At 41.6% G+C, this 24377-nt stretch carries 18 protein-coding genes and 2 pseudogenes; 16 read left to right on the top strand and 4 right to left on the bottom strand.

Annotated elements, in window-relative coordinates; translation table 11 throughout:
• A partial coding sequence (locus C7B62_RS17005) for a calcium-binding protein (protein WP_146132127.1) occupies positions 1-5530 on the bottom strand: 5530 nt, incomplete at its 3' end.
• A gap of 417 nt (positions 5531-5947) precedes the next feature.
• Between C7B62_RS17005 and C7B62_RS17000 the strand changes: the two genes are divergently transcribed.
• The 6 genes and pseudogenes from C7B62_RS17000 (at position 5948) to C7B62_RS16980 (ending at position 9626) form a co-directional block, all read left to right on the top strand.
• On the top strand, positions 5948-6301 hold the full coding sequence (locus C7B62_RS17000; protein ID WP_106239379.1) for a hypothetical protein: 354 nt from the start codon (positions 5948-5950) through the stop codon (positions 6299-6301).
• 153 nt (positions 6302-6454) lie between these two features.
• A pseudogene (locus tag C7B62_RS16995) lies at positions 6455-7241 on the top strand (IS5 family transposase).
• Between the two features lie 23 nt (positions 7242-7264).
• On the top strand, positions 7265-7411 hold the full coding sequence (locus tag C7B62_RS25785) for a hypothetical protein (protein WP_158260702.1): 147 nt from the start codon (positions 7265-7267) through the stop codon (positions 7409-7411).
• A gap of 422 nt (positions 7412-7833) precedes the next feature.
• The gene (locus C7B62_RS16990; protein WP_106239376.1) at positions 7834-8592 is read left to right on the top strand and encodes a GIY-YIG nuclease family protein; all 759 of its coding nucleotides are present in this window, start codon (positions 7834-7836) and stop codon (positions 8590-8592) included.
• Between the two features lie 103 nt (positions 8593-8695).
• Positions 8696-9361 (top strand): AAA family ATPase, encoded by a 666-nt coding sequence (locus tag C7B62_RS16985; protein WP_106239373.1) that lies wholly within the window; start codon positions 8696-8698, stop codon positions 9359-9361.
• The gene (locus tag C7B62_RS16980; RefSeq protein ID WP_106239370.1) at positions 9354-9626 is read left to right on the top strand and encodes a hypothetical protein; all 273 of its coding nucleotides are present in this window, start codon (positions 9354-9356) and stop codon (positions 9624-9626) included. The genes C7B62_RS16985 and C7B62_RS16980 overlap by 8 nt, the downstream gene beginning before the upstream one ends.
• Before the next feature lie 39 nt (positions 9627-9665).
• On the opposite strand, the gene C7B62_RS16975 is transcribed toward C7B62_RS16980, so the two are convergent.
• Positions 9666-10097: a hypothetical protein gene (locus C7B62_RS16975; RefSeq protein WP_106239366.1), complete on the bottom strand. Its 432-nt coding sequence runs from the start codon at positions 10095-10097 to the stop codon at positions 9666-9668.
• 99 nt (positions 10098-10196) lie between these two features.
• Positions 10197-10901 carry a DUF433 domain-containing protein gene (locus tag C7B62_RS16970; protein WP_106239362.1) on the bottom strand — a complete coding sequence of 235 codons (705 nt, stop codon included), beginning with the start codon at positions 10899-10901 and terminating at the stop codon, positions 10197-10199.
• 384 nt (positions 10902-11285) lie between these two features.
• Between C7B62_RS16970 and C7B62_RS16965 the strand changes: the two genes are divergently transcribed.
• The 10 genes and pseudogenes from C7B62_RS16965 to C7B62_RS27185 all read left to right on the top strand — a co-directional run bounded on the left by C7B62_RS16965 (position 11286) and on the right by C7B62_RS27185 (position 20013).
• A complete protein-coding gene (locus tag C7B62_RS16965; protein ID WP_106239359.1) occupies positions 11286-11864 on the top strand; it encodes a site-specific integrase in 579 nt (192 codons plus the stop codon).
• A gap of 286 nt (positions 11865-12150) precedes the next feature.
• On the top strand, positions 12151-14016 hold the full coding sequence (locus C7B62_RS16960) for a hypothetical protein (RefSeq protein ID WP_106239355.1): 1866 nt from the start codon (positions 12151-12153) through the stop codon (positions 14014-14016).
• Between the two features lie 92 nt (positions 14017-14108).
• Positions 14109-15650 (top strand): DEAD/DEAH box helicase, encoded by a 1542-nt coding sequence (locus C7B62_RS16955; protein WP_106239352.1) that lies wholly within the window; start codon positions 14109-14111, stop codon positions 15648-15650.
• A 514-nt stretch (positions 15651-16164) separates the two neighbouring features.
• Positions 16165-16497 carry a MobC family plasmid mobilization relaxosome protein gene (gene mobC / locus C7B62_RS16950; protein ID WP_106239346.1) on the top strand — a complete coding sequence of 111 codons (333 nt, stop codon included), beginning with the start codon at positions 16165-16167 and terminating at the stop codon, positions 16495-16497.
• Between the two features lie 74 nt (positions 16498-16571).
• Positions 16572-16814 (top strand): hypothetical protein, encoded by a 243-nt coding sequence (locus tag C7B62_RS16945; RefSeq protein WP_106239343.1) that lies wholly within the window; start codon positions 16572-16574, stop codon positions 16812-16814.
• A gap of 30 nt (positions 16815-16844) precedes the next feature.
• On the top strand, positions 16845-17057 hold the full coding sequence (locus tag C7B62_RS16940) for a hypothetical protein (RefSeq protein ID WP_106239340.1): 213 nt from the start codon (positions 16845-16847) through the stop codon (positions 17055-17057).
• Positions 17042-17455 (top strand): type II toxin-antitoxin system VapC family toxin, encoded by a 414-nt coding sequence (locus tag C7B62_RS16935; protein WP_106239336.1) that lies wholly within the window; start codon positions 17042-17044, stop codon positions 17453-17455. Before C7B62_RS16940 ends, C7B62_RS16935 begins: the two co-directional genes overlap by 16 nt.
• A gap of 56 nt (positions 17456-17511) precedes the next feature.
• Positions 17512-18291: pseudogene (locus tag C7B62_RS27195) on the top strand (relaxase/mobilization nuclease domain-containing protein); the annotation flags it as partial.
• A 520-nt stretch (positions 18292-18811) separates the two neighbouring features.
• A complete protein-coding gene (locus C7B62_RS27190; RefSeq protein ID WP_370304025.1) occupies positions 18812-19039 on the top strand; it encodes an MbeD/MobD family mobilization/exclusion protein in 228 nt (75 codons plus the stop codon).
• 296 nt (positions 19040-19335) lie between these two features.
• Entirely contained in the window at positions 19336-20013 is a 678-nt protein-coding gene (locus C7B62_RS27185) for a toprim domain-containing protein (protein ID WP_370304023.1), read from the top strand.
• A gap of 437 nt (positions 20014-20450) precedes the next feature.
• Here the strand turns inward: C7B62_RS27185 and C7B62_RS25425 are convergent.
• On the bottom strand, positions 20451-24377 hold a 3927-nt coding region (locus C7B62_RS25425), incomplete at its 5' end, for a calcium-binding protein (RefSeq protein ID WP_146132126.1).

Genomic DNA, 24377 nt, shown 5'->3' with positions numbered 1-24377 from the left:
TATTGTTGCGAGTGTTACCAATACCATTGATCGCGCTCGTACCAGTCAAGGTGAGATTTTCTAGGTTTGTACCGAGAGTGTAAGTAACTGAAGCATTAACAGTATCGATTTCAGTGGTAGTAGTTGAGGTTTCACTAACTACATCGCTGGAACTATTGACAACATAGGTGTCGTTACCTGTGCCACCAGTCATGGTATCATTCCCCAGACCGCCATCGAGTTGGTTGTTGGCAGCATTACCCGTCAGGGTATTGTTAAGCGTGTTACCAGTACCATTAATCGCAGTTGTCCCAGTCAAGGTGAGATTTTCTAGATTGGCACCAAGAGTGTAGGTAACGCCCGACTGTACAGTGTCGATTTCAGTGGTAGTAGTTGAGGTTTCACTGACAACATCCCCCGTAGCATCGACCACATATGTGTCGTTGCCCGTTCCACCAGTCATGATATCGTTGCCAAGACCGCCATCGAGTTGGTTATTGGCAGTATTACCCGTCAGGGTATTGTTAAGCGTGTTACCAGTACCATTAATCGCAGTTGTCCCAGTCAGGGTAAGATTTTCTACATTGGCCCCCAGAGTGTGGGTAACTGAAGCGTTAACCGTATCAATTTCGGTGGCAATGGTTGAGATTTCGCTGACAACATCCCCCGCAGCATCGACCACATAGGTGTCGTTACCTGTTCCACCAGTCATAGTATCGTTGCCCGTTCCACCAGTCATAGTATCGTTGCCAAGACCGCCATCGAGTTGGTTATTGGCAGTATTACCTGTGATGATATTGTTGAGGTCATTGCCAGTCCCGTCAATCGCACTGGTACCAGTTAGGGTGAGATTTTCTACATTGGCCCCCAGAGTGTGGGTAACTGAAGCATTAACCGTGTCAATTTCGGTGGCAGTGGTTGAGGTTTCGTTGACAACATCCCCCGCAGCATCGACCACATAGGTGTCGTTACCTGTTCCACCAGTCATGGTATCGTTACCAAGACCACCATCGAGTTGGTTGTTGGCAGGATTACCTGTGATGGTATTGTTGAGGGCGTTGCCAGTACCGTTAATCGCACTGGTACCAGTCAGGGTGAGGTTTTCCAGATTATCCCCCAGAGTCTTGGTAACTGAAGCATTAACCGTGTCAATCTCAGTGACAGTAGTTGAAGTTTCGCTGACTACATCGCTCGTACTATCGACCACATAAGTATCATTGCCAGTATCACCAGTCATGGTATCAATACCAGCAGCACCATTTAGGATATTATTGGCACTATTACCTGTGATGGTATTGTTAAGCATGTTACCAGCACCGTTAATCGCACTTGTCCCAGTCAAGGTGAGATTTTCTAGGTTGGCACCGAGAGTGCGGCTAACTGAAGTGTTAACAGTGTCGATTTCAGTAGCAGTGGTGGAGGTTTCATTAATCACGTCACCAGCGTTATCGACCACATAAGTATCATTGCCCGTATCACCAGTCATGGTATCGCTACCAACACCACCAGACAGTGTATCGTCGCCAGTACTACTATCGAGTTGGTTATTGGCACTATTACCTGTAATGGCATTGTTGAGGCTGTTGCCAATACCATTAATCGCACTCGTACCAGTCAGGGTAAAATTTTCAACATTAGCGCCCAAAGTGTAAGTAACGCTGGAAGAGATGGTATCCGTTCCTTCGTTAAGATTCTCTGTAATGGTATCGGTAGTAGTATCGACAGTGTAAAGATCATTGCCAACACCGCCAATTAAAGAGTCAATTCCAGCACCACCATTGAGAGAATCATTGCCAGTCCCATCCGATAGCGTATTACTAGCTCCATTACCAGTTAGGACGTTATTAAGAGTGTTGCCAGTACCATTGATCGCACTTGTACCAGTCAAGGTGAGATTGTCTAGGTTAGCACCCAAAGTATAAGTGACGCTGGAAGAGATGGCATCCGTTCCTTCGTTAACATTCTCTGTAATGGTATCAGTAGTAGTATCGACAGTGTAAAGATCATTGCCAGTATCGCCAACTAAAGTATCAATGCCACTACCACCATTAAGGGTATCTTTCCCTGCTTTGCCATCAAGACTGTCGTTTCCTGCCAGACCGCTAAGGCTATCATTGCCAGCACCTCCAACCAAGGTATCGTTACCGCTAGTACCATTGAGGTTTACATTTAGCGTTAGTGTGGTAGTGGCAACAGGACTTAAGTTATTAAAACCCGCACCATCATTGACGACAAATTCAATAGAACGTGGAGTTAGGTTGGCAGAGACAGCATTATTGGTATAAGTGACTGATTTGAGAACTTGTTCGTAGTTGGCAATTGTATCTGTACCAGAGAGGGTTAGTTTGCTAGTAGCAGCGTCGTAGGCGATGGTGATGTTACCTATGGCAGTGGCACTGAGAAATTCGGATGTACCATTTTGAGGATTAGTCATGGTGACAGTTGCACCAGTGAGATTTGTAGATTCTGAGTCGGTAATTTTTAGGGTATTATCGGCGATGACAACGGTTTGTTGGGGAGGGGTTAAGCTGGCGTTAGAGTTGATACCTTCACCAGTGCCGTTGAGATCGAGAGTGGGAGAATTATTAACAGGGATATTGACGATTTTTTGTTCTCCTACGGCGAGAGTTCCTGAGACTTCAATCGCGGCAGGACCTTGTGGCGTTTCTAGCTCAGCTGAAGCATAATATTCTCCACCTAAACCTACCAATTCCAGTTTAAAAGGTCCTTCAACTGGGCCTGTAAAAAAACCTACACCATCTTCTCCACCTAGCCACACACTATTGGGAATTTCAGTAACTGTCCCAGTAGCTTCAGTGTGACCTAGTCTGCGACCTTGACCGTCAATTAAAAAGCCTTCAACGGGATCTTTTGTAAAAACAGAGACTAACCCTTCCGCATTACTAGCAAAATCAGCAAAGCTAGGACCTAAAAGTTTGTGAAGGTTTGTTGAAATTTGGTCTTCTTCTAAATTAACACCAAGCTTTTGTAAAATAAGCTTTTGAACTTCCTTGTCATGCACTAATGCCTCATGACTTAATGCTGGAAAATTCTTCAACTGAATATTTGAATGTTGTTGAAGAACTGCCTCTGAAAATATTCCCGTAGCAGATTTTAAAGGAATAGTCCCATCTCCATTTGAATCTGCAAGACCTGTTTGTACGTCGTACCAAATTTCCCCTGGCTTTGGAACAATACGTGATAATGGCTCTTGAAAAGGAAGAATTGTAGATTTGGGAATTGTTGAGTAATCGGGACTCTCAGGAGTTACTATTATATTTTCATAATCAGGTCCTTTTTTCTCAATAACAGCATCTTTTGATGGAGTACCAGTACCGTAAACAACGGTTAATTGATTAACCAAATTAGCAAAGAGAGCAGGATCGCCGCCCTGTCCAGAATCAAAATTATTATTTAAGTCTAAAAGAAGTTGATTTTTTTTCTGAGCGTCATATTCTTCAGCAGTTTTTAGGGTTTGAGATGAATTCGCTAAATCGTCGATGAATGGATAAGTTGCTAGTAATGCTTTTAGATTGGGGACATACTTCTCAATAAAAGCAGTCAGAGTAAGATTATCTACTTCTGTTTTAGTAATGGCTCCTTTTGCAGGATCTGAATTTCCACTGAGTTGAATTGTCTCACCATTTTTTACCTTATTATAGGCGAGTCGAGTAATTTGCCCTAAAAATCGAAGAATAAAAGAAGCGTCAAAATCATTGTGAAGAGCATTCCATGGTACTGCCGAACCACGATAAGGAACTCCTAGCGAGATCAAGTTATTAACTTTGGGCAGGTTTGTGCTAATGGAAGTTCCATCGTCATCTGTAAATGTAAAGGGTTTACCATAGGCAGCTTCATCTTGAATATAGGATCTTACAGTTGTTCCAGCACCACTATGGGCAATAATATCAACCGAGTCCAACTTAGGGATTAGATTTTCAGGGATACCTTGAAATTGACTCCTCCATCCTGTTATTGCTTTCTTTAACCAAAATGCAAATTGATCGACAGAATATTCATAAGTATCATCAGTTAGTTCTGATACAGAACGATTTATTTTTCCATCTATTAAATTATCAACAGGTCCAGGATTAAGTCGCCAGTCATTCGTAGCGATAAATAGATTAACACCTTCTACATAGCCAGACCGTTTTAAGGTTTCAACTAAGTCATCATACATGTTTTTGTATGGCTCAGTCTGCAAACTATCAGGCTGCATACCTCTATTCATGAGCCAATTTTTAAACTCTTCAGGCTTGGGAAAAGAACCACCAATACCTGGAACTATTAAAATAGGTTTAAGGGGTATCTTGGCTTTGACAATTCCTTCTTGAGCGGTAGAAGTTTTAAGCCAAAAGGCAACTCGACCTTGACTATTAACAGGATCGTAAATATTAAGGTCTTGAATTGTTCCTGTAAGTTCAGAGGATAAAACATTAGCTTGAGAACCAACTTCAGCAACTGTGTATGGTTGTTCAACTGTAACGATGTTATTGGAAGATGATTCTCTAAATTGATTGGTGAAAAGAGTTTCTTGTCCAGATTCATTTAAAGCTAGATAGGCAACAGTTCCAAGACTGTTACCACCATCGCTGCTTCTGTTATAATTCACGCCCACGCGGTCTACATAACTACCTCCAGCATCTTTAGCGAAACCAGAAATTTTACCGATGTCTTCCCCTAGATCGACTTGACTGTCTCCATCGGCATCGTTGAAAGTTTCTCCTGGGTCTAAAATTCCATTACCTGCAATACCAGCAAGCCGTACAATTTTTCTTCCCGAACCCGTATCGATACTGGCAAAAATTCCTTCTCCTGCTTGTAAATCAACAGTAGAAGTGCTTGCACCAGGACTGGTTAAATTTCCATAAAAAGTGACTACTTTGCCATCATCACTAATGCCAGGGCTAAGTCCTACATTGCTAAAGCCACTAACATTGCTAGCAATAACACCAGTGATATTTAGCTGGTAATCTTGAATTACAATTTTAGAAATGGGATCTCGTACCACACTCACCCCATTATCAGCAATCATGGGTTGAATAGTATTTGTTGCTGGTATTGCTTCGTTATAACTTCTCTTGCCAAATATATTTGTTCCACTCAGGGTTGCCAGTGCAGTATTACCAAATCCTTTGGGGTCTGCTAAGAAAATTGCTTGACCATTGTTATTCAGACTAGCAAAAGGCAAGATATTTTCAAAATCGTAACCATCAGCAGGAAAGTTACCCGTAGCCAGGGTTTCAAAGTTCGTAGGACTGTTAGAATCCCAGACACGAATAGCTGAACCTCCGCCAGAGTTTCTAGCTATTACCTTGTCTTGGTTATTAATCTGTACGGCTCTGCCAAAGATATCAGGATAAGGAACAGAAAGATTAGTAATGTTTCCCAAACCATTATCAACCAATAAATCCGTTGCAGAGCCAGATTTACCGACAAAAGCTACATAACCTGAATCATTAATCGAAGGGCTATCGCCAAAACCTGTTAGAGAACCTAATGAGGTGATAGAGTTTCCTGTTTTAGCAATTAATTCATAGAAATCTGACATAAAAATGCTCCTGATCGTGAAAATTGAATAGCACAATATAGATCGACTTTAAAGTCAATTATTTTAAAAACTACAAGCTGTTAGCTTTTAAAATTAAAGTCTCAATAAAAATACTTAGAGTTACTTAAAACAATAAAAATATTGAAGTAATTACTTAGATTTTCTCGAAGAAAAAGAGTTTAACATCAAATTAGGCTAATAATTAATTGATGATTAAACTATAAAAACAATATAGCTTTGCTCTTTTAAGAGTGTCATTTTTTTTTTAATAAAAATTAATATAATAAAAATATTTATCTATTGTGTTATTATTAAGTATAAATTTCATTAATTTTGAAGCTAATAATCTCTCTCAGCACAAATTAATAAAGTTGAAATCCTATTTTGAATTATAATGATTAAAATAAATTAGGTATAATGAACGAAACAGTATTTAAATATATATTTTTTTTAATACTAACATCAATAACAATATCTGCAATATTAGGATTAATCTGGTCGATATTTTATTTACTGTTTGCAAAGAATATTAAAGCAGGGTTTCAATTATTTTTATCTTCGTTTTTTGGTGGTTTTCTCGGTGCAATGTTCGGCTTAATTATTGGCTACTTAGTTGGTTTATTTTCTACAAATTTTGTACATCCTGATATTTTTGTTATTGACGCAAGTCCATTTTACATTCTGTTTTTTACTTTTGTTTTTTGGATTGTAGGTATTATTGCAGGAGCGGTTTTGGGAGGTTTAACTTTTCTAAAATCTCGTCGTCGATGACAGGGTTAATTAGTCGATAATTAGTAATCGATAGTTTTGATTGTGAATCTAATAGTTGTTCTTCAACAGTACAAAACTATAAAATGCTTCAATAGACCTCTTGCATGAATAGAGAAAAAATGAGAAAAGTAGGTTGGAGATAGGAAAAAACCAATGACCTACGAGCAAATAAAAAATTTAGGCGAGGGAGAATTCAAGCGTTTATGTGGAGTCAAACCAAAACTATTTCAAGAAATGGTGGCAGTATTGAAGCCAGAATTGCCCAAAGCCAAGCAACGAGGCGGACAAACGAAACTAAGTGTGGAAGACCAATTACTAATTGCTCTAGAATATTGGCGAGAGTATCGTACTTATTTTCACATTGCTCAATCGTGGGGAGTTCATGAATCTACTGTATGTAGAACAGTTCACCGAGTAGAAGACAAGCTAATCAACTCAAGAAAGTTTAGTTTACCTGGAAAAAAAGCTCTCTCATCTGCTGAAACAGAATGGTCAGTTGTTATTATTGATGTAGGTGAAAGTCCGATTGAACGTCCAAAAAAAAACAGCGCAGTTACTACAGTGGAAAGAAAAAGAGACATACTTTAAAATCTCAAGTAGTAATTGAAACTCAAAGTCTGAAAATCATTTGTACAGCACATGGAACAGGAAAAGAACATGATTTTCAGTTGTTTAAAAGAAGCAAAATTAAACCATTAAAATCAACTGAAATTTTAGCAGATAAAGGATATCAGGGAATTAAGAAGATTCATTCATCCAGTTACACTCCAATCAAAAAGACGAAGAAAAAGCCATTAAGTTCGATGGCAAAACAATACAATCGGCAATTAGCCAAACATCGAATCTATGTTTGAAGATTTTTCGGATTCTGGCACAGCCATATCGTAATCGTCGTCGTCGATTTGGATTACGTTTTAATTTGATTGTGACGCGAAGCTAATCCTTTAGGGCTGGTTTGTATAATTGTGGGCTGAATTTAGCGATCGCATGATTCATGCAAGAGGTCTAATATTTTCTAGTCCAGCTAAAACTTGGCGACTTCCTAGTTCTAGTGAAGTAATTGCTAATCTACGAGATTCAAAGAGCGATCGCAACTGTAACTATCGTTAATTTAAGAACACGGCGCAGCTTTTGTCTAACAATATGCCATGCAGCGTTAGATTAAATAGTTGCAGCGTAGTAATTATTGTCCCTGTAGAAGACGATGATTTTGGTTATTTTAAAATATTACTTACAAAACATATAACACTGCTTATAATATAAGTTACACCGTAATTTATTTTAAAGTAAATAATAGCTGATTCTACTTAGGATTTTAGTATTGATGAAATAAAGTTAGATATTTTATTAATTATTGTCGATAAAATGTATAACAGTGTTGTTAATAAATATGTAAACGTCTTAAATAATGTTGTCAACATTCGTAGTAATTTAAGCAATCGTAGCATTATCTAAAAAATAAATTAGAATAGAGGTAATTTTGTAAAACAGTCTGCAAGACACTAAATATTTATCAAATATTATTGTAAGACATGGCTAAAAATCAAAGCAGTGAAAGCATTACGATCCGATGTCCATCTCAGATAGTTGATAGTATCGAGCAGCAAGTAAAGCAAACTAAGCATAATAAGACTGATGTTATAGTTGGGATGTTATCCAACTCTATACCCAGCTTACATATAACTGAAAGAGCCAAGCTACCACCCAGATCTGGAATATATTTTGTTTATACCCCCGACCATAAAATACTGTATGTAGGTAAAGCCGATAATCTAAGAACAAGATGGAATAGTCATCATCGCTATCAGTATTTTATCGAGACTTCGATGGAGAGTAGAATTGGTTATTTTGTCTTAGATAGGGTCGATAATTTAGACTCTATTATTGAAGAATTTCAAGCAGAACCTATGGCAACGATCGCAAGTAAAGCCTTAGTCACTGCCGATGAATTAGAGCTGGTTAAACAAGAACTGGCTAGCCTCAAACAACAGTTTAAAACCACCTTTGACGCTTTAGCCGAATTAGGACTTTCTGACATTGCTCAAAGATTAGTAGCATCCTTACCGCCTCGTGGAAGACAAGACTGGACATACGATAATCAAGAAAGTCGAGAAGGTCTTACTCGTAGTGAACTGATTAAGCGAGTTGGTTTTGGCTCAACTAAAGAGTTTGAGAATGCACTTAATGTTCATTCACTTGAAGATATTGCATACATCGAAGAGTTAAGCGGGTGGTCACTACGACCAATCGAGCAAGGCAGTACGAGAACTCGATTCTTTCCTCGCCAATAATCTTAAATGGAATTATACTGAGGTCAAAATTAACTTAAATTAACGTTATAACAACGTTATTTTAACCTCTATCTAACATTAAGAAAAGCGTGAGGATAACGTAATGATTGTTCTCTCTGGTGGAACAAAAGGCGGGGTGGGCAAAAGTACCGTAGCAACCAATCTGGCAATCATGCGGGCAAGCCTGGGGAGAGATGTGCTGCTGATTGATGCCGATGACCAAGAGACTGCTACTGACTTTACAACTATGCGTAACGAAAAGTTAGGTGACGCTGGTTATACCTGCACCCAACTTAACGGTTCGGCAGTTCATATCGACGGTAAGCGACTAGCTGAGAAATACGATGATGTGATTATCGATGCGGGAGGCAGAGATACAGCCAGTCAAAGGGCAGCGTTAGTTATTGCTGATGTGGTGTTAATTCCCTTTGTACCTCGTTCCTTTGATGTTTGGACAATTGAACCTGTAGCCCAAATGATAGAGGAAGCTAGAGCCTTTAATCCTGACCTTCGAGCCTATGCCTTTATCAACCGAGCCGATGCGACGGGAACAGAAAACCTGGAAGCTGCTGAATACATTCAAGACACCAACGAACTAGAATTCATCAATACTCCCTTGGGCTATCGCAAAGTATTTGGTAAAGCAGCCTCCCAAGGTCTTGGAGTCATGGAGTATAAACCAATTGACTCGAAAGCGATCTCTGAAGTAACTGCTTTATTCGATTTAGTTTTTGCAATCCAAAAGACAAAAGTAGTCACTTATGGATAAAAAATCAGCATTGAGTCGTAAACCCAAACCTAAGAATCAGAATTCTCATGTTGATGCCTTTATCGATAGGGGACTTAGTACTGGTACTGAAAAAAGACTAACTACAGATGATGACACTGAAGTATCAAGAGTTCAACTTCGACTAACCAAAGGCAAACTGCGTGAGATTGATGAAGCCCTGCGCCAGAGAAAGGTTAAGGTTTCTCGCCATGTCTGGTTACTAGAAGCGATCGAAGAAAAGCTGGAAAAAGAGACATCAACTTAACGTTAAAGTGATGTCTTGATAACGTTAGAGTGACGTTATTTATCCAAGTTCATCCACAAGAGTTTGAGCATCTTTCCACATCTCAACTCGTCCATCGCGATAAACTTTGGCAATAAAGGGAGCGGGATGTTTGCGAACAAACTCCTGCATCTTACTCACCGATTTGAGGAAAATGTTTGCCATCTCTTTGCCTGACAGATTTTGAGACGCTAAGGTAAACATGGAAATGCCAGCATTGGTAACTGCCATTCTTTCTAGATGATTTTTGCTGATTCTGGCATCTTTGGTTAAAACAACCCATCCACGTCTGCCAATCTCAGGTAGCCAATCAACATCTTGAGCATTTTGACCAAAGTTGTCATCGTGTATTTCTACAGCAATACCCGAATTTCTGAGGGCTGTGGCAATGTGTTTTTTGCCGAGACAGCGATCTATAAAAAAGATAATTTCCTGGGATTGCCCTGTTGTCATTATTCAAGTCTTAATAATTGAAATAAATCCGTCTAATAAAGACTTGAATCAAGCATATAGGTATCGATTGGGTATTTACTGGGACTTGAGCGATTAATTTTAAGCTGCTGATAATTCACAACGGATAGCTTCTTCGATTGATGGAAGATCGCAATCATAATCTTCAGCCAGTTCTTCAATAGAATCTCCCGCTTGAAATCGTTCTTTGAGAACATTGGTTGCTATTCCCGTTCCCGCGATCGCCAGACGACCAAAAGCAATACGAGGGTCAATTACAACCAGGCGCGGATTATCTACTTCGTCAGAACGAGTGAAGGGGTAGAGTTTAATTGCCAGTCCGCTGTCATCAGGTTCGATGCGCTCTAGATGGGCATTTAAAGATTCTTTGAGTTCTTTTTTGCCTCCACTGCTGGCATTAATCAACTCACCATAACGTTCAATGAACAAGTCAACCCCATTAGTCCGAAAATCCTCTTGAGCTAAAGGATGGGGAACTTCAAACCGTTCATCAATAAAATCTAAAGCTTCTCTAACTTTGTTTAGTTGAATTTTATGACCAACGCGAATAGCACGTAAAACGTGAACTTCAACTAGATTAGTGAATGACAGTAAATAAGGCTTATTTTTACCTTTGCTCAGTTCGATCAGAGGATGAAAGAAGGAAGAACCATCTTTGACTGAATAAGAATAGCCAATTGTCCACGAGCGTATTGTACTGCTGGGAATTCTTAGATAACGTGCAGCATCACCAATCGAGTAAGTGGGAATATTTCTGGGGTCAAGTCCTCCGTAGAGGTCGCTCATAAAGTTAAACCAAGGTTTTTTATATTTGTTCTAACAATCAATATTGTGACAGATTGAGTCGCTCTAAAACCTGCACACACCAAGAACGTTGAATTGACATTAATTTAACGTTATTTTGACGTGATTAATTGGCAGGCGGACGCTCAGATTAAGAGTGATAGTGGCAGGTTCATTAACTTATGACTAAACTGGGGTAACTCGACAACACGCAAGTCGAAGTCCGCAGCCGTCTATAAGCGATTCTTATCAACTGAGTATTTCTGCTCAGGGTTTTGCTGCTTGAACCATAAGTTTTCCTTAATGACCCCGAAGAGTGTAACCAAATCATTAGCTTTTGAGCTATTACGCTATTAAAGTTAAGTTTGTTCACGTAGAATAATTTCTATGAAAGTGAACAAGTTCGGCAGGGCAGCAATTCTGACCCCAACACAAATAAATTTACTATTTAACGAGGGATTTACCCAACCCCGCGATCGCGCCCTCTTTGGCGTATGTCTCTACGGGGCAGCGCGAATTAATGAAGCCTGTACCCTACTTCGTGGTGATGTAATCGGTATCAAAGGGGTAAGGGATGTTTTAGTCATCCGCAGCTACAACACTAAAGGCAAGCAGTCTACTAGAGAAATTCAAGTCCATCCCCAGCTAAAGGAATATTTAGAGGCGCATCACCAGAGCGATCGCTGGCATACTCGCCCTCATCTTTTTCCAGGGAGGCATGGCAGGGGCAGCATTCATAAAGCCAGTGCCGATAGGATACTCAGAGAAGCCTGCCTCCATCTGGAAATTGAGGGGGTGAGTACCCATAGCTTTAGACGCACTGCTCTTACCCGCATGAGCGATGCTGGTGTACCTTTACGGCATATTCAAGCTATATCAGGTCATCGCACTCTAGCAGCCTTGGAACGATATCTAGGGGTGACTGAAAAACAAAAAGAAAGTGCGATCGCTACTCTCGATTTTTAACACCTATTTGAAAAAATACTAAATAGAAGCTTATTATAGAAGCGCAAACTTGAATTGCATAAATAAAAAAAAGACCCTGGAGCTTCAACCTTCCAGAGTTCTTCTAACTATTTGTCCAATTCATATATGAAAAGCCAACTTATCCTCGAATTGAACGAAACGGGAAACGGCTTACTAAATGAAAATTGAACAATATATTTATTACAATATTGTCCTTTGACAATAACAAAAAATCTGTCTCAAGTCGAGTAGCTGCAAAAATCAACAGTAATGGAGGTGCAGTGTAATGACTACCTCCACACTTTTAGATTTCGGCTCAAAAGATTTCAAAATTCCAGGAATGGAGAGCAAATATGATTTTGTCGGCGCACCAAATTCATTTATCAAATGCTTTATCGATCGTATCGGTCGCTTTGAAGCGATTGTACTGTTTCAGTTTTTAAGGTGGAGTTCCTGGTCAAATAGTGGTGTGTTCCTTCAGGGACGAAAATGGATCTATAAATCAGTTGCCAAACTAATCGAAGAAGTATTTTGCGGAGCTACACCTTATAGAGTACGCAAAGCACTTCAAATCCTAGAGTCTGAGGGATTTATCCTCAGAAAACAATTACACCGCCTCCATTACGGTGATGTTCATGCTTGTTCTGCCTACAATCGACAGTATTACATTAGTCCTGTGATCGAAGCAGTAATTGAACAGATCAATTCGGCGCTCGCAAAGGGTGCGCCTGAAACTACTTCTACTCTGGGTTTTTTGAATAACGAAAATCAGATTAACGAAGGGCAAAAAACTGATTTGCGAATGTCAAAAAACAATACACATTCAACTTTCACATCTGACCTTTCACAAACTCCCCCCCTTACCCCCCAGGGGGCAGGTGAGAGTAACCAAGTACCCAAGGTAACTAAGACACCTCAAAGTACCCAACCAGAGCAGTCGCAAAGTAATCCTGCTAACCATAGCCAAAACTCCTTTGATCCCGAACCAACACCATTTACTGATGTGGTCAAACGTCCTTCGCGTGTTGAACAAAAAATCAACAAAAACAAACCAGTACAAAAACCAGTACAAAATCACTCTGTACAAGTTCCTGTACAGGAGCAGCCGCCCGAAGCTGTACAGGTAGAGGTAATGCCACCAAAGCAGGTTGAACGCCAATCTAAACGTAATAAAACTCCCAAGGGTACAAAACCCGAACGAGACTTTGGGTTAGCTCCTTGGAAAACTCTGGAGCAATTCGGGCAATTTTATCGAGCATTGATTAAGAAGCTGCCGATTGTTGCTAACTCGCGATCGCCTCAAGGATTAGCCAATACAATCATTCAGCAGCTCAAGAATGGCGTACCCCACAGTTATTGGGATGATTTTATTAATGGGTTGCCGATTGGCACTTCTACTCAACAGGAGTGGGAAGTAGAACCTGGAGTTCCCCATCCCATGTTTATTGAATATTTGACTGAGAAGCTGATTAAAGGCAATAACTCTCAGACTAGAGAGCAAGCGATTTTCCAAGCTCTAAACATAGCCAGCAGTCCTAAACAAGCTATTTTCTTCTGGAAGGAATGTAAGATTTCTCTGGGTAATGCTTTAGATGAAGCGGAACGCCACCGCAATTTAGGTGTTAAAGCTTTGCCAACACCGCTTTGGACAAAAGAACGTCCCGAACCCACCTTAGAGGAAGCTGCCACTGCTGGTCTGAAAATTGCTCTAATCAATAGTTCTACTAAAAATGCCATAGAAGCCACTAAAAATCGGCAAATAGAGGGGTCAACAAGGTCAATTGAACCTGATACTCATTCACCTGAAAATACCCCGACTGAATCCGATCCTTGGTTGGATAAGGATCAACCGATGAAGAAGCCGAAAAAGCCCAGGATCTCTGATTACGCAGGTGAAAAGTTCAAGAGATTTCTGAATCAGGGTTTTGGTAAATCATCCAAGGATAAATCAGATCAACGGCATGACCAGCCCGATCAGTGGCGGAGGCAGCCGTTGAAGATTGAAGAAATGAGCTTGACTTCTATCAATAAGGCTTTATCAGATCCAATTCTGAGAAATGAACTAATCCCTCAACTAATCTTCAACAGCAACTATGAACTAATCAAAGATGAACTGGGTCAAATAATCAGAATCGACTCGCCACCCCTATAAGGTTGGCGAGGTAGGTCGTTATCCAAATATTAAATTAATCTGCTACAAATATATAACCGCGCTTAGTTGCCGTCACTCGTCTACTGAGAACTATGACTGCTTTTGAAATTACCGCCCCGCAGCTTCGAGATTACCAGATAGATATTGTCCAACAAATATTCGAGTGTTGGAAGTATGGATTATCCTCTGTGGCAATGCAGCTTCCTACGGGGGCAGGTAAGACGATTATCTTCACAGCAGTAGCCAACGAATTTATAGCTCGGGGCGAACCAGTTCTAGTTATCGCCCATCGCACCGAACTAATAACTCAGGCAGCAGCCAAGCTAAAACTGGTTACAGGTCTAGAAATAGGGATGATTAAAGCAGGAATAAAACCTAACAAAAATTGTCTTATTCAAGTAGCTTCAATCCAAACCTTAGTTCGTCGCAATCCACCTGACTCTTCTCTAGTTATCTTTGACGAAGCTCACCACTGTCATAGTAAAACCTATGCCACCGTCATGAGGCACTACAGAGAAAGGGGTGCATATATCTTAGGCTGCACTGCCACCCCTGCCAGAACTGACGGTAGAGGTTTACGTTATCTCTATAGTGGTACACCTGGATTTGATGTATTAATTAAAGGTTCATCGGTACTTGAATTAATCAAACAGAAATATCTCGCCCCCTTTAAAATCTATTCCCCATCCAACTTCATCGATGCAGCCAATGCCAAAATCCGAACTACAGGAGGAGACTATAATCGTCGTCAGCTAGCGGATTTAGTTGAGAAAACCCTAATTATTGGTGATGCCGTTGATACCTGGAAGCAACACGCCTACCTGAAAAGAACGGTCTTGTTTGCCGTCAGTGTCAAGCATTCCCAAGAACTAGCCCAGGGCTTTAGATCTGCTGGAATACCCGCGATGCACCTCGATGGTAAAACACCCAAGAAAGAAAGACTGGCTCTATTATCTGCTTTTGAATCTGCACAAATCTTGGTTTTATGCCAACACTCGATTGTCACCGAAGGGGTAGACATTCCTGGAATCGAAGCCATACAGCTAGTTCGTCCTACCAAAAGCCTAATCGTGTGGTTTCAAGCCATCGGTAGAGCATTAAGACCTGCACCAGATAAAGATACCGCCATAATAATCGACCATACAGATACCCATCTAAATCTGCCCTGGCCCGATGATGAAATACCCTGGAGTCTCGACCCCATTAGTCTTCAAGGAAACAAGTGGAGTATTGGTTGCCCAGAGTGTCATCATGTTTTCCGACCCACTGGGGGCGAACGAGATCGGTGTCTGGCTACCTGTCCTAGCTGTAATGTCAAGTTCACCTTTGAAACCGAAACCAGCGGTAAGAAACAAAAACGATTAAAAGTCGTCGAAATCGTCCCTGCTAACTTTGCCGAATTCGACACCGAATATGACGAGCATAAACTGTATATAGTGCAGCAACTCATTGACTTTGGTGAGTTACAAGGATATCAAAAAGGCTGGATCTATCATCAGCTAAAAGAATTACCCGAACTAGAACTGAGCCTGGGAGACTGGCGCGAAATATCCCGTAGATTGGGTTACAAAGCTGGTTGGGGTTGGTATAAGTGGAAGGAGATGCAAACCGAGGTAGGTGATGGGGTAGCTTGACCTCAATTGTCACCCTCAATTGTCACCCTCAATTGTCTAACAATATGTATTTTAGCTGATTGTTTAACTTGAATCAGATCCTCGATCCAGAAGGGTATAAAACTTAAGTGGAGATTAATTACCTACTGTCTATTTAAAGTATGCCCGTCAAAGCAAGATGATTTCAGTTTTCGCATTTGATCATAGTAGATAAAGATGGATGGTTATCAAGCCAAGCTGCTGAACTACTTGCCCTGACTGAGACGAATCAAATCAAATAGTTGTTAAGATAATCTGAGAATTTATTTAATTATTAATTCAGGATTATAATAGTTAGTTAGATAAAAGCTATAGGGCTATTTATTTTTTGTAAGCTAGCCCACCCCAAGTCAAACGTTAACTGACTAGCGTTCAGATTAACTCGCTTGGGGGGCTGTCGGGGGAAAGTATTCCCCTCGACCCCTTCAGACAGTAGGAAAAAGAAGAACTAACAGCCAAGCAAACTAACTCAAACTCCAAACAATCCAAGCGACCCATGCCTAGAAAAGTACAGCGCACTAATACAGTAGCAGTCAGACTAACAGATGACGAAAAATTAGACTGGGATTTAAAAGCGCACGCTGCTGGATTGAGCATCTCTCAGTTAGTAAGACAGGCAATGGAAAGAGTCAGAATTACCAACGTGGGCGATCGCGCTATCCAAATAGAACGCACTCGTCAAATTTCTAAAATAGGCAATAATCTTAACCAAATCGCTCGTTGGGTAAACCGCTACAAAACTACAGCTAATACCGTAGAAGTAGTTACCCATTTAATAGCGATAGAACAAGCATTAATGGCTTTGAGCGAGATCAAACCCAAACCGTAACCAGAAAAATAATTTAACTGATCATAAATTTGTGACCACAAAATGACCATAATTAACCAAACAGAGAAAGCATCATGAAAAGTGTTGGCATCAGAGAATTTAGAGATAAAGCATCTCAGTATCTGGCTAGTTCTGAAGCTGTAGCAGTCAAACGTCATGGCAAATTAGTCGGATTTTATATACCCGTCGCACAATCAGAGCAGATAGAAATCACCGAAGCATTACAAAGACTAACTCAAACAGTAGAAACAGCCATCGCAGAAAGTGACATGAACGAAGCAGCTCTAGCTCGTGCTTTAGATTTATCTCAACAATAGTAATAAATAACTGACACTTTACTTAGAACTATGACTGAACTTTTACAACAAGCTTTAAAAAAACTCTCTTCTTTGCCAGCAGATAGACAAGAAACTATTGCTCGTCTGATACTCCAAGAAATTGAACAAGACGAAGCAAAAACTAATGAGGATAGTTTATTGCCTAAATCTATCGGTATGGGAACAAGCGGTAGAACAGATTTATCGAACCGAACTAAAGAATTACTATGGCAAGAGGACTAATAGCAGATACCAGTGGAATTATTGCTCTATTAGATCGAGACGATCGCCATCATCAAGCTGCTGTCGAGGCAATCAAAGGACAAAAAATTTATATTCCTGTAACCGTATTACCTGAAGTTGACTACCTAGCCACAAAATATCTAGGAGAAAGAGTTGCTAGAACTTTTTTAGAAGACATTGAGCGGGAGAATCTTGCTCTATTGCCTTTTGAATTAGTCGATTTAAAGAAAGCAACTCTGATTATGGCTCGTTATCAAGATTTACCTTTGGGCTTAGTTGATGCCAGTTTACTAGTCTTGGCAGAACGTTATTCCATCAACCAAATATTAACTTTAGACCGCAGACACTTCAATTTAATTCAATCGGATAAAGTAAGATATTTCACTATCCTGCCCTAAAACATCCCGATACTCAGACAAATGCCCCAAAGCTTTCCATTTAATTCAGTCAAGTCATGCTAGTTAAATTCTTTGCCAGAGGAGTGGGATCTGGTAGTGGTCCCGTCCAATATATCACCCGTCTCGACAGCCCCAACACAGGTCAGCTTCGAGAACCAGCCCCAGAAATAATCAGAGGTAACCCAGAACTTACCCAGCAGTTAATCGACGGGCTAGATTTCCAATACAAATACAACAGTGGTGTCCTGAGCTTCGCTACCTCTGATGCCCCCACAGAACCTGAGCAGCAAGCAATAATTGACTCTTTTGAAGAATATGCCTTTGCTGGCATCAACCCTGACTCTTACAACACCCTTTGGGTACGTCACACCCACACAGGAAGCGATGCGCTCCGCGCTGGCTTCGCCAATCGCGTAGAACTTCATTTCGTTACCCCTAAAGTTGAACTAGATACAGGCAAGAGCCTCAACATTGCCCCCCCTGGTTGGCACGGTTACTTCAAACCCTGGCAAACATACTGGAATATCAAAGAAGATTGGGCAAGACCAGATGACTTAACCCGCCAGAGAATCTACCAACCAGGCTACCAAGCCCTAATCGATGCCGAAAAACAACGGGCAGGAATAAGTGCATCCCCTGACCCCAAGAAGCAGCTAACGGAATATATCACTAAGCGCATCGAATTCGGGCTAGTGACCAACCAAAACGATATTGTCAAAGCTTTTGCCGAAATAGGTTTAGAAATATCCAGGCAGGGAAAAAACTACATCACAGTAGTAGATCCAGAAACCAACAACAAATATCGACTTAAAGGGGGAATATATGAAGCAGATTGGGGACTTGGGGGACAATCTGAAAAAGAAGATCATCGCCCAGAACAAACGCCTGGAGGAGACAGCAGAACAAGAACACCAGGAATTGAAACGACAACTGAAAGCACAAAAGAAAGAGATCTTAACCAACTTCAGGCAAGAATCATCGAACTCGCTATCTCAAGAGCAAGCTATCATCACTCGCGCTATGGAGTCGAACAGCCGAATCTTCAAAAAATACTTGAGCCAACAATGGATCTGGATGTCAGTCACAGCTATGAGCCTTTGTCTGGGTATCTTGGGAGGGAGTTGGGGTCTGATTGGATTCTCCACAATGCGGATTACCCAGAAGCAAACCCAACTAGACCAGATCAATCAAGAAATCAAACAACAAGAAGAGACTTTGAACCAGCTACAGAACCAAACCCTGGGGATAAAGATCGGCGAAACCAGCAACGGAACATTCATCACCCCTCCCCCAGACCAACAACTGACCCCAGGCTGGACGTGCCAGGGTCAACCCTGCCTAAAAATGGAGTAACCAATGAGCGCACTAGAGAATCAACTGAGGTTATCTTATCTACAGCTAGCCAAGGAATACAAAGAACAAATATCGAATCTGTCCAACAAGTACGAACAGGACATGAAGCGATTAGAAGAGCAGAACAAACAGCTTCAGATGTCTGTCAACGGCTTGAGCGAACAAGTCAAGAGCTTGACCAACTCCATTTCTCAATTCACAGAGATCTTGAAAGAGGCAGACGAGCCTTAGAACGCAGTCGTCAAGCTGAACTAGATTCGTTTAAAACCGAAATCAACCTAGTAGATTACGCTCAAAGCCAGGGATATCAATACCTAACCAAACAATCTAGTCGTAATAGTGCCGTCCTCCGCCATGATAATGGGGACAAAATAGTGGTTGCCACCGACACCGATGGACATGGCGTTTATTTCTCGATCATAGATGAAGCCGATAACGGGACGATTATTGATTTTGTGCAGAACCGCAGTAACCTAAGTTTGGGTGGGGTGAGAAAGGAACTACGTGACTGGAGAGATGAACCAAGAATGCAAACATCCAAATTCATACCCAGAGATAAACCCCAACCCATAAACAGCGATCACCTCGGAGTTATTAAAGCCATATCTAGATTTAAAGTAGCCCAAAAGCATGATTATTTAGAAAAAAGAGGGATCAAACAATCTATTTTGAAGAGCGATCGCTTTATGGGAACTGTCGCTATAGACAATCGCGGTAATGCTATCTTCCCTCACTATGACCAGAACGGGCTAACAGGCTTCACTGCCAAGAACGAAAACTTTACTGGCTTTAGTAAGGGAGGAACAAAAGCCTTATGGCGTTCTCAACCAGATGAGGGCGATCGCCGTTTAGTCATCGTCGAAAGTGCCATTGATGCCATGAGCTACCATCAGCTTTTCAGCGAAAAAAATCCCCATACCCGCTACATATCAACTGGAGGAACAATTTCAAGTTCGCAACTCGATTTAATCAAAACCGCTATGGCAGACATGACAAAAATAGGCGGTGAAATAGTCATCGCTACAGATAACGATCAAGCAGGAAATAAATTAGCACAAACCCTAACTAAAGAAGCTCCATCAAAATCCAAGATATCTCGCGATGCACCAAAACAGGGAAAAGATTGGAATGAAATATTACAGCAGACCAGACAGCAAGAAATAACTCGCAATACACAAGACAAAAGCTGGGGCTGGTCGTTATAAAAACTTGTTAGAGAAAATAACTCACCTAGATTTACAACTAGGGATAATCAGAAAAAAAATTAAAAATCAGCTATTGGTAAACAAAATAAATATTTAAAAAAAGCTTGAGAATTATTTAATTACGGCGAGCTTAACCGCTTAAAATATACATTTATATCTATAGCTTAATTAGTTTAAATAATTGTTGTTTAGCTTAATATTCAGCTTTTGGAATAATGGAAATAAACTATCATTTTACATTACTTTACATCATGTCCTGTTTTGCACATATGTCGGCTTTACCCCAAATAGTCGTGACGCAGCAGTATAGGTTGGGGGTTATAGAGCTTGGTTAAATAAGTAAGAGTTTAAGGGGGATGTGGCAGCAAAATGAAAGAACCGTTCCATCCCCCGACTCCATGTAGGAGCGCTCGCTATAACTAAACAGCGTACTTCAACTAAGCTTGCAGCACAAAGTCACTAGCACCCAAAGTAGGAATACCAGTCAGAGTGGCAAAATGCGCCCCTGAACCCAAACCACTTGCTGCTCCATTTTGATTGTAGAATAAGTTATCCGTCTCACTGCTATAGACAATCAACGCCTCCGCCGTGGCAGCAGCAGCATCACTCCCCACTATCGCCAACTCACTCGCCAGATTGAATCCGTCACCGACAGCACTACCCAGGGAAGTAAAGGTGGTTTTATCCAACACAATCTTGTCGGTGCCAATCACAAAGTCGGTAATTTGGTCGATTCCTACCGCACTAGCAGTAAATACAGCATTGGTGTCATAGATAAAGTAATCGCTACCAGCACCACCAGTCATGGTGTCATTGCCCACGCTGCCAATGAGGGTATCATTCCCTAGTTCTCCTTCCAGGCGATCGCTTTCATTACCACCGTTAAGGGAATCATCACCGTCTCCTCCATAAGCTGTATCATCACCAGACAAACCGCTAAAGTAGTCATTACCGATGCCACCTTTGAGTAGATCTGCTCCTTCTTTACCATAAAGCTTATCGTTGCCTTCACCTCCATCTACTGTATCGTTGCCTTCACCACCCGAAAGGCTGTTGTTGCCACTATTACCAGTTAAGACGTTGTTAAAAGTATTGCCAGTACCACTAATCGCACTCGTCCCAGTCAAAGAGAGGTTTTCAACGTTAGCCCCCAAAGTGTAAGTAACGCTGGAAGAGATTGCATCCGTTCCTTCGTTAAGATTCTCTGTAATGGTATCGGTAGTAGTATCAACTGTGTACGTGTCATCGCCAGCACCGCCAATGAGGGTGTCAATTCCCGTATCACCCGAAAGGGTATTGTTGCCACCATTACCAGTTAAGACGTTGTTTATTGTATTGCCAGTACCATTAATCGCACCTGTACCAGTCAAAGAGAGGTTTTCAACGTTAGCACCCAAAGTATAAGTGACGCTGGAAGAGATGGCATCCGTTCCCTCGTTGGCATTTTCGGTAATGGTATCAGTAGTGGTATCGACAGTGTAAAGATCATTGCCAACACCACCAATTAACGTGTCAATTCCAGCACCACCAGTTATAGAATCGTTGCCATCACCAGCATTCAGGGTATTGTTGCCACCATTACCAGTTAAGACGTTGTTTATTGTATTGCCAGTACCATTAATCGCACCTGTACCAGTCAGAGTAAGATTTTCCAGATTAGTGACCAAAGTGTAAGTAACGCTGGATGAGATGGTATCTGTTCCTTCGTTGACATTTTCGGTAATGGTATCCGTAGTGGTATCGACCACATAAGTATCATTGTCAGCACCGCCAATTAGCGTGTCAATTCCAGCACCGCCCGTCATGGTATCGTTGCCAGCACTGCCCGATAGTGTGTTACCAGCAGTATTACCAGTCAGGGTATTGTTACCACTGTTGCCAGTACCATTAATTGCACTCGTACCAGTCAGAGTGAGATTTTCCAGATTACTGCCCAAAGTGTAAGTAACGCTGGATGAGATGGTATCTGTTCCTTCGTTGGCATTTTCTGTCAGGATATCTGTAGTGGTATCGACCACATAAGTGTCATTGCCAGTACCGCCAATGAGGGTGTCAATTCCCGTATCACCCGAAAGGGTATTATTGGCAGTATTACCAGTTAAGACGTTGTTTATTGTATTGCCAGTACCATTAATCGCATTTCCACCAGTCAGGGTAAGATTTTCAACATTAGCGCCCAAAGTGTAAGTAACGCTGGAAGAGATGGTATCCGTTCCTTCGTTAAGATTCTCTGTAATGGTATCGGTAGTAGTATCGACTGTGTAAATATCATTACCCGCGCCACCAAGTAGCGTATCAATTCCCGCATCACCAGTCATAGAATCATTGCCCGTACCACCTGTCATGGTGTTATTGGCAGTATTACCAGTCATGGAGTTATTAAGAGTATTGCCAGTACCATTGATAATGCCAGTACCAGTTAAGGTGAGATTTTCTAGGTTGGAAGTTGAACCGAGAGTATAGGTAACTGAAGTATTGACAGTATCAATCTCAGTGGCAGTGGTGGAGGTTTCGGTGATAATGTCTCCCGTAGCATCGACCACATAAGTATCATTACCCGCTCCACCAATGAGGGTATCATTGCCAGTACTACCATCAAGCTGGTTGTCGGCAGTATTACCTGTGATGGTATTGTTGAGGGCGTTGCCAGTCCCGTTAATTGCACTCGTGCCAGTCAAAGTGAGTTTTTCAACGTTAGCGCCCAGGGTGTAGCTGACGGAAGTATTAATGGTGTCGATTTCCGTCGCCGTGGTGGAGGTTTCGGTGATAATGTCTCCCGTAGTATCGACCACATAAGTGTCATTACCCGTGCCACCAATGAGGGTATCATTCCCCAGACCGCCATCAAGCTGGTTGTTGGCAGTATTACCTGTGATGGTATTGTTGAGGGCGTTGCCAGTCCCGTTAATCGTACTCGTTCCAGTCAGAGTGAGTTTTTCAACGTTAGCGCCCAGGGTGTAGCTGACGGAAGTATTAATGGTGTCGATTTCCGTCGCCGTGGTGGAGGTTTCGGTGATAATGTCTCCCGTAGTATCGACCACATAAGTGTCATTACCCGTGCCACCAATGAGGGTATCATCGCCAGTACTACCATCAAGCTGGTTGTTGGCAGTATTACCTGTCATAGTATTGTTGCGAGTGTTACCAATACCATTGATCGCGCTCGTACCAGTCAAGGTGAGATTTTCTAGGTTTGTACCGAGAGTGTAAGTAACTGAAGCATTAACAGTATCGATTTCAGTGGTAGTAGTTGAGGTTTCAGTTACTACATCGCTGGAACTATCGACAACATAGGTGTCGTTACCTGTGCCACCAATGAGGGTATCATTCCCCAGATCGCCATCGAGTTGGTTGTTGGCAGCATTACCTGTGATGCTATTGTTGAGGGCGTTGCCAGTACCATTGATCATGCTCGCACCAGTCAAGGTGAGATTTTCAATGTTAGCGCCCAGAGTGTAAGTAGCACTGGACTGGATCGAATCGATTTCAGTGGCAGTGGTGGAGGTTTCGTTGACAACATCCCCTGTAGCATCGACAACATAGGTATCGTTACCCGTACCACCTGTCATGGTATCTAACCCAGCAGCACCTGACAGCGTATTATTAGCAGTATTACCTGTAATAGAATTGTTGAGGTCGTTACCCGTAGCGTTAATCGCACTCGTGCCAGTCAGGGTGAGATTTTCCACATTGGCCCCCAGAGTGTGGGTAATTGAAGCGTTAACAGTATCGATTTCAGTGGCAGTGGTGGAGGTTTCGTTAACTACATCCCCCGTCGCCTCAACAACATAGATGTCGTTGCCCGTACCACCAATGAGGGTATCATTGCCAGTACTACCATCAAGCTGGTTGTCGGCAGTATTACCTGTGATGCTATTGTTGCGAGTGTTACCAATACCATTGATCGCGCTCGTACCAGTCAAGGTGAGATTTTCTAGGTTTGTACCGAGAGTGTAAGTAACTGAAGCATTAACAGTATCGATTTCAGTGGTAGTAGTTGAGGTTTCACTAACTACATCGCTGGAACTATTGACAACATAGGTGTCGTTACCTGTGCCACCAGTCATGGTATCATTCCCCAGACCGCCATCGAGTTGGTTGTTGGCAGCATTACCCGTCAGGGTATTGTTAAGCGTGTTACCAGTACCATTAATCGCAGTTGTCCCAGTCAAGGTGAGATTTTCTAGATTGGCACCAAGAGTGTAGGTAACGCCCGACTGTACAGTGTCGATTTCAGTGGTAGTAGTTGAGGTTTCACTGACAACATCCCCCGTAGCATCGACCACATATGTGTCGTTGCCCGTTCCACCAGTCATGATATCGTTGCCAAGACCGCCATCGAGTTGGTTATTGGCAGTATTACC

The sequence above is a fragment of the Pleurocapsa sp. CCALA 161 genome, from assembly GCF_003003995.1.
GTDB lineage: Bacteria > Cyanobacteriota > Cyanobacteriia > Cyanobacteriales > Xenococcaceae > Waterburya.
This window is presented reverse-complemented; position numbering and strand designations above follow the sequence as displayed.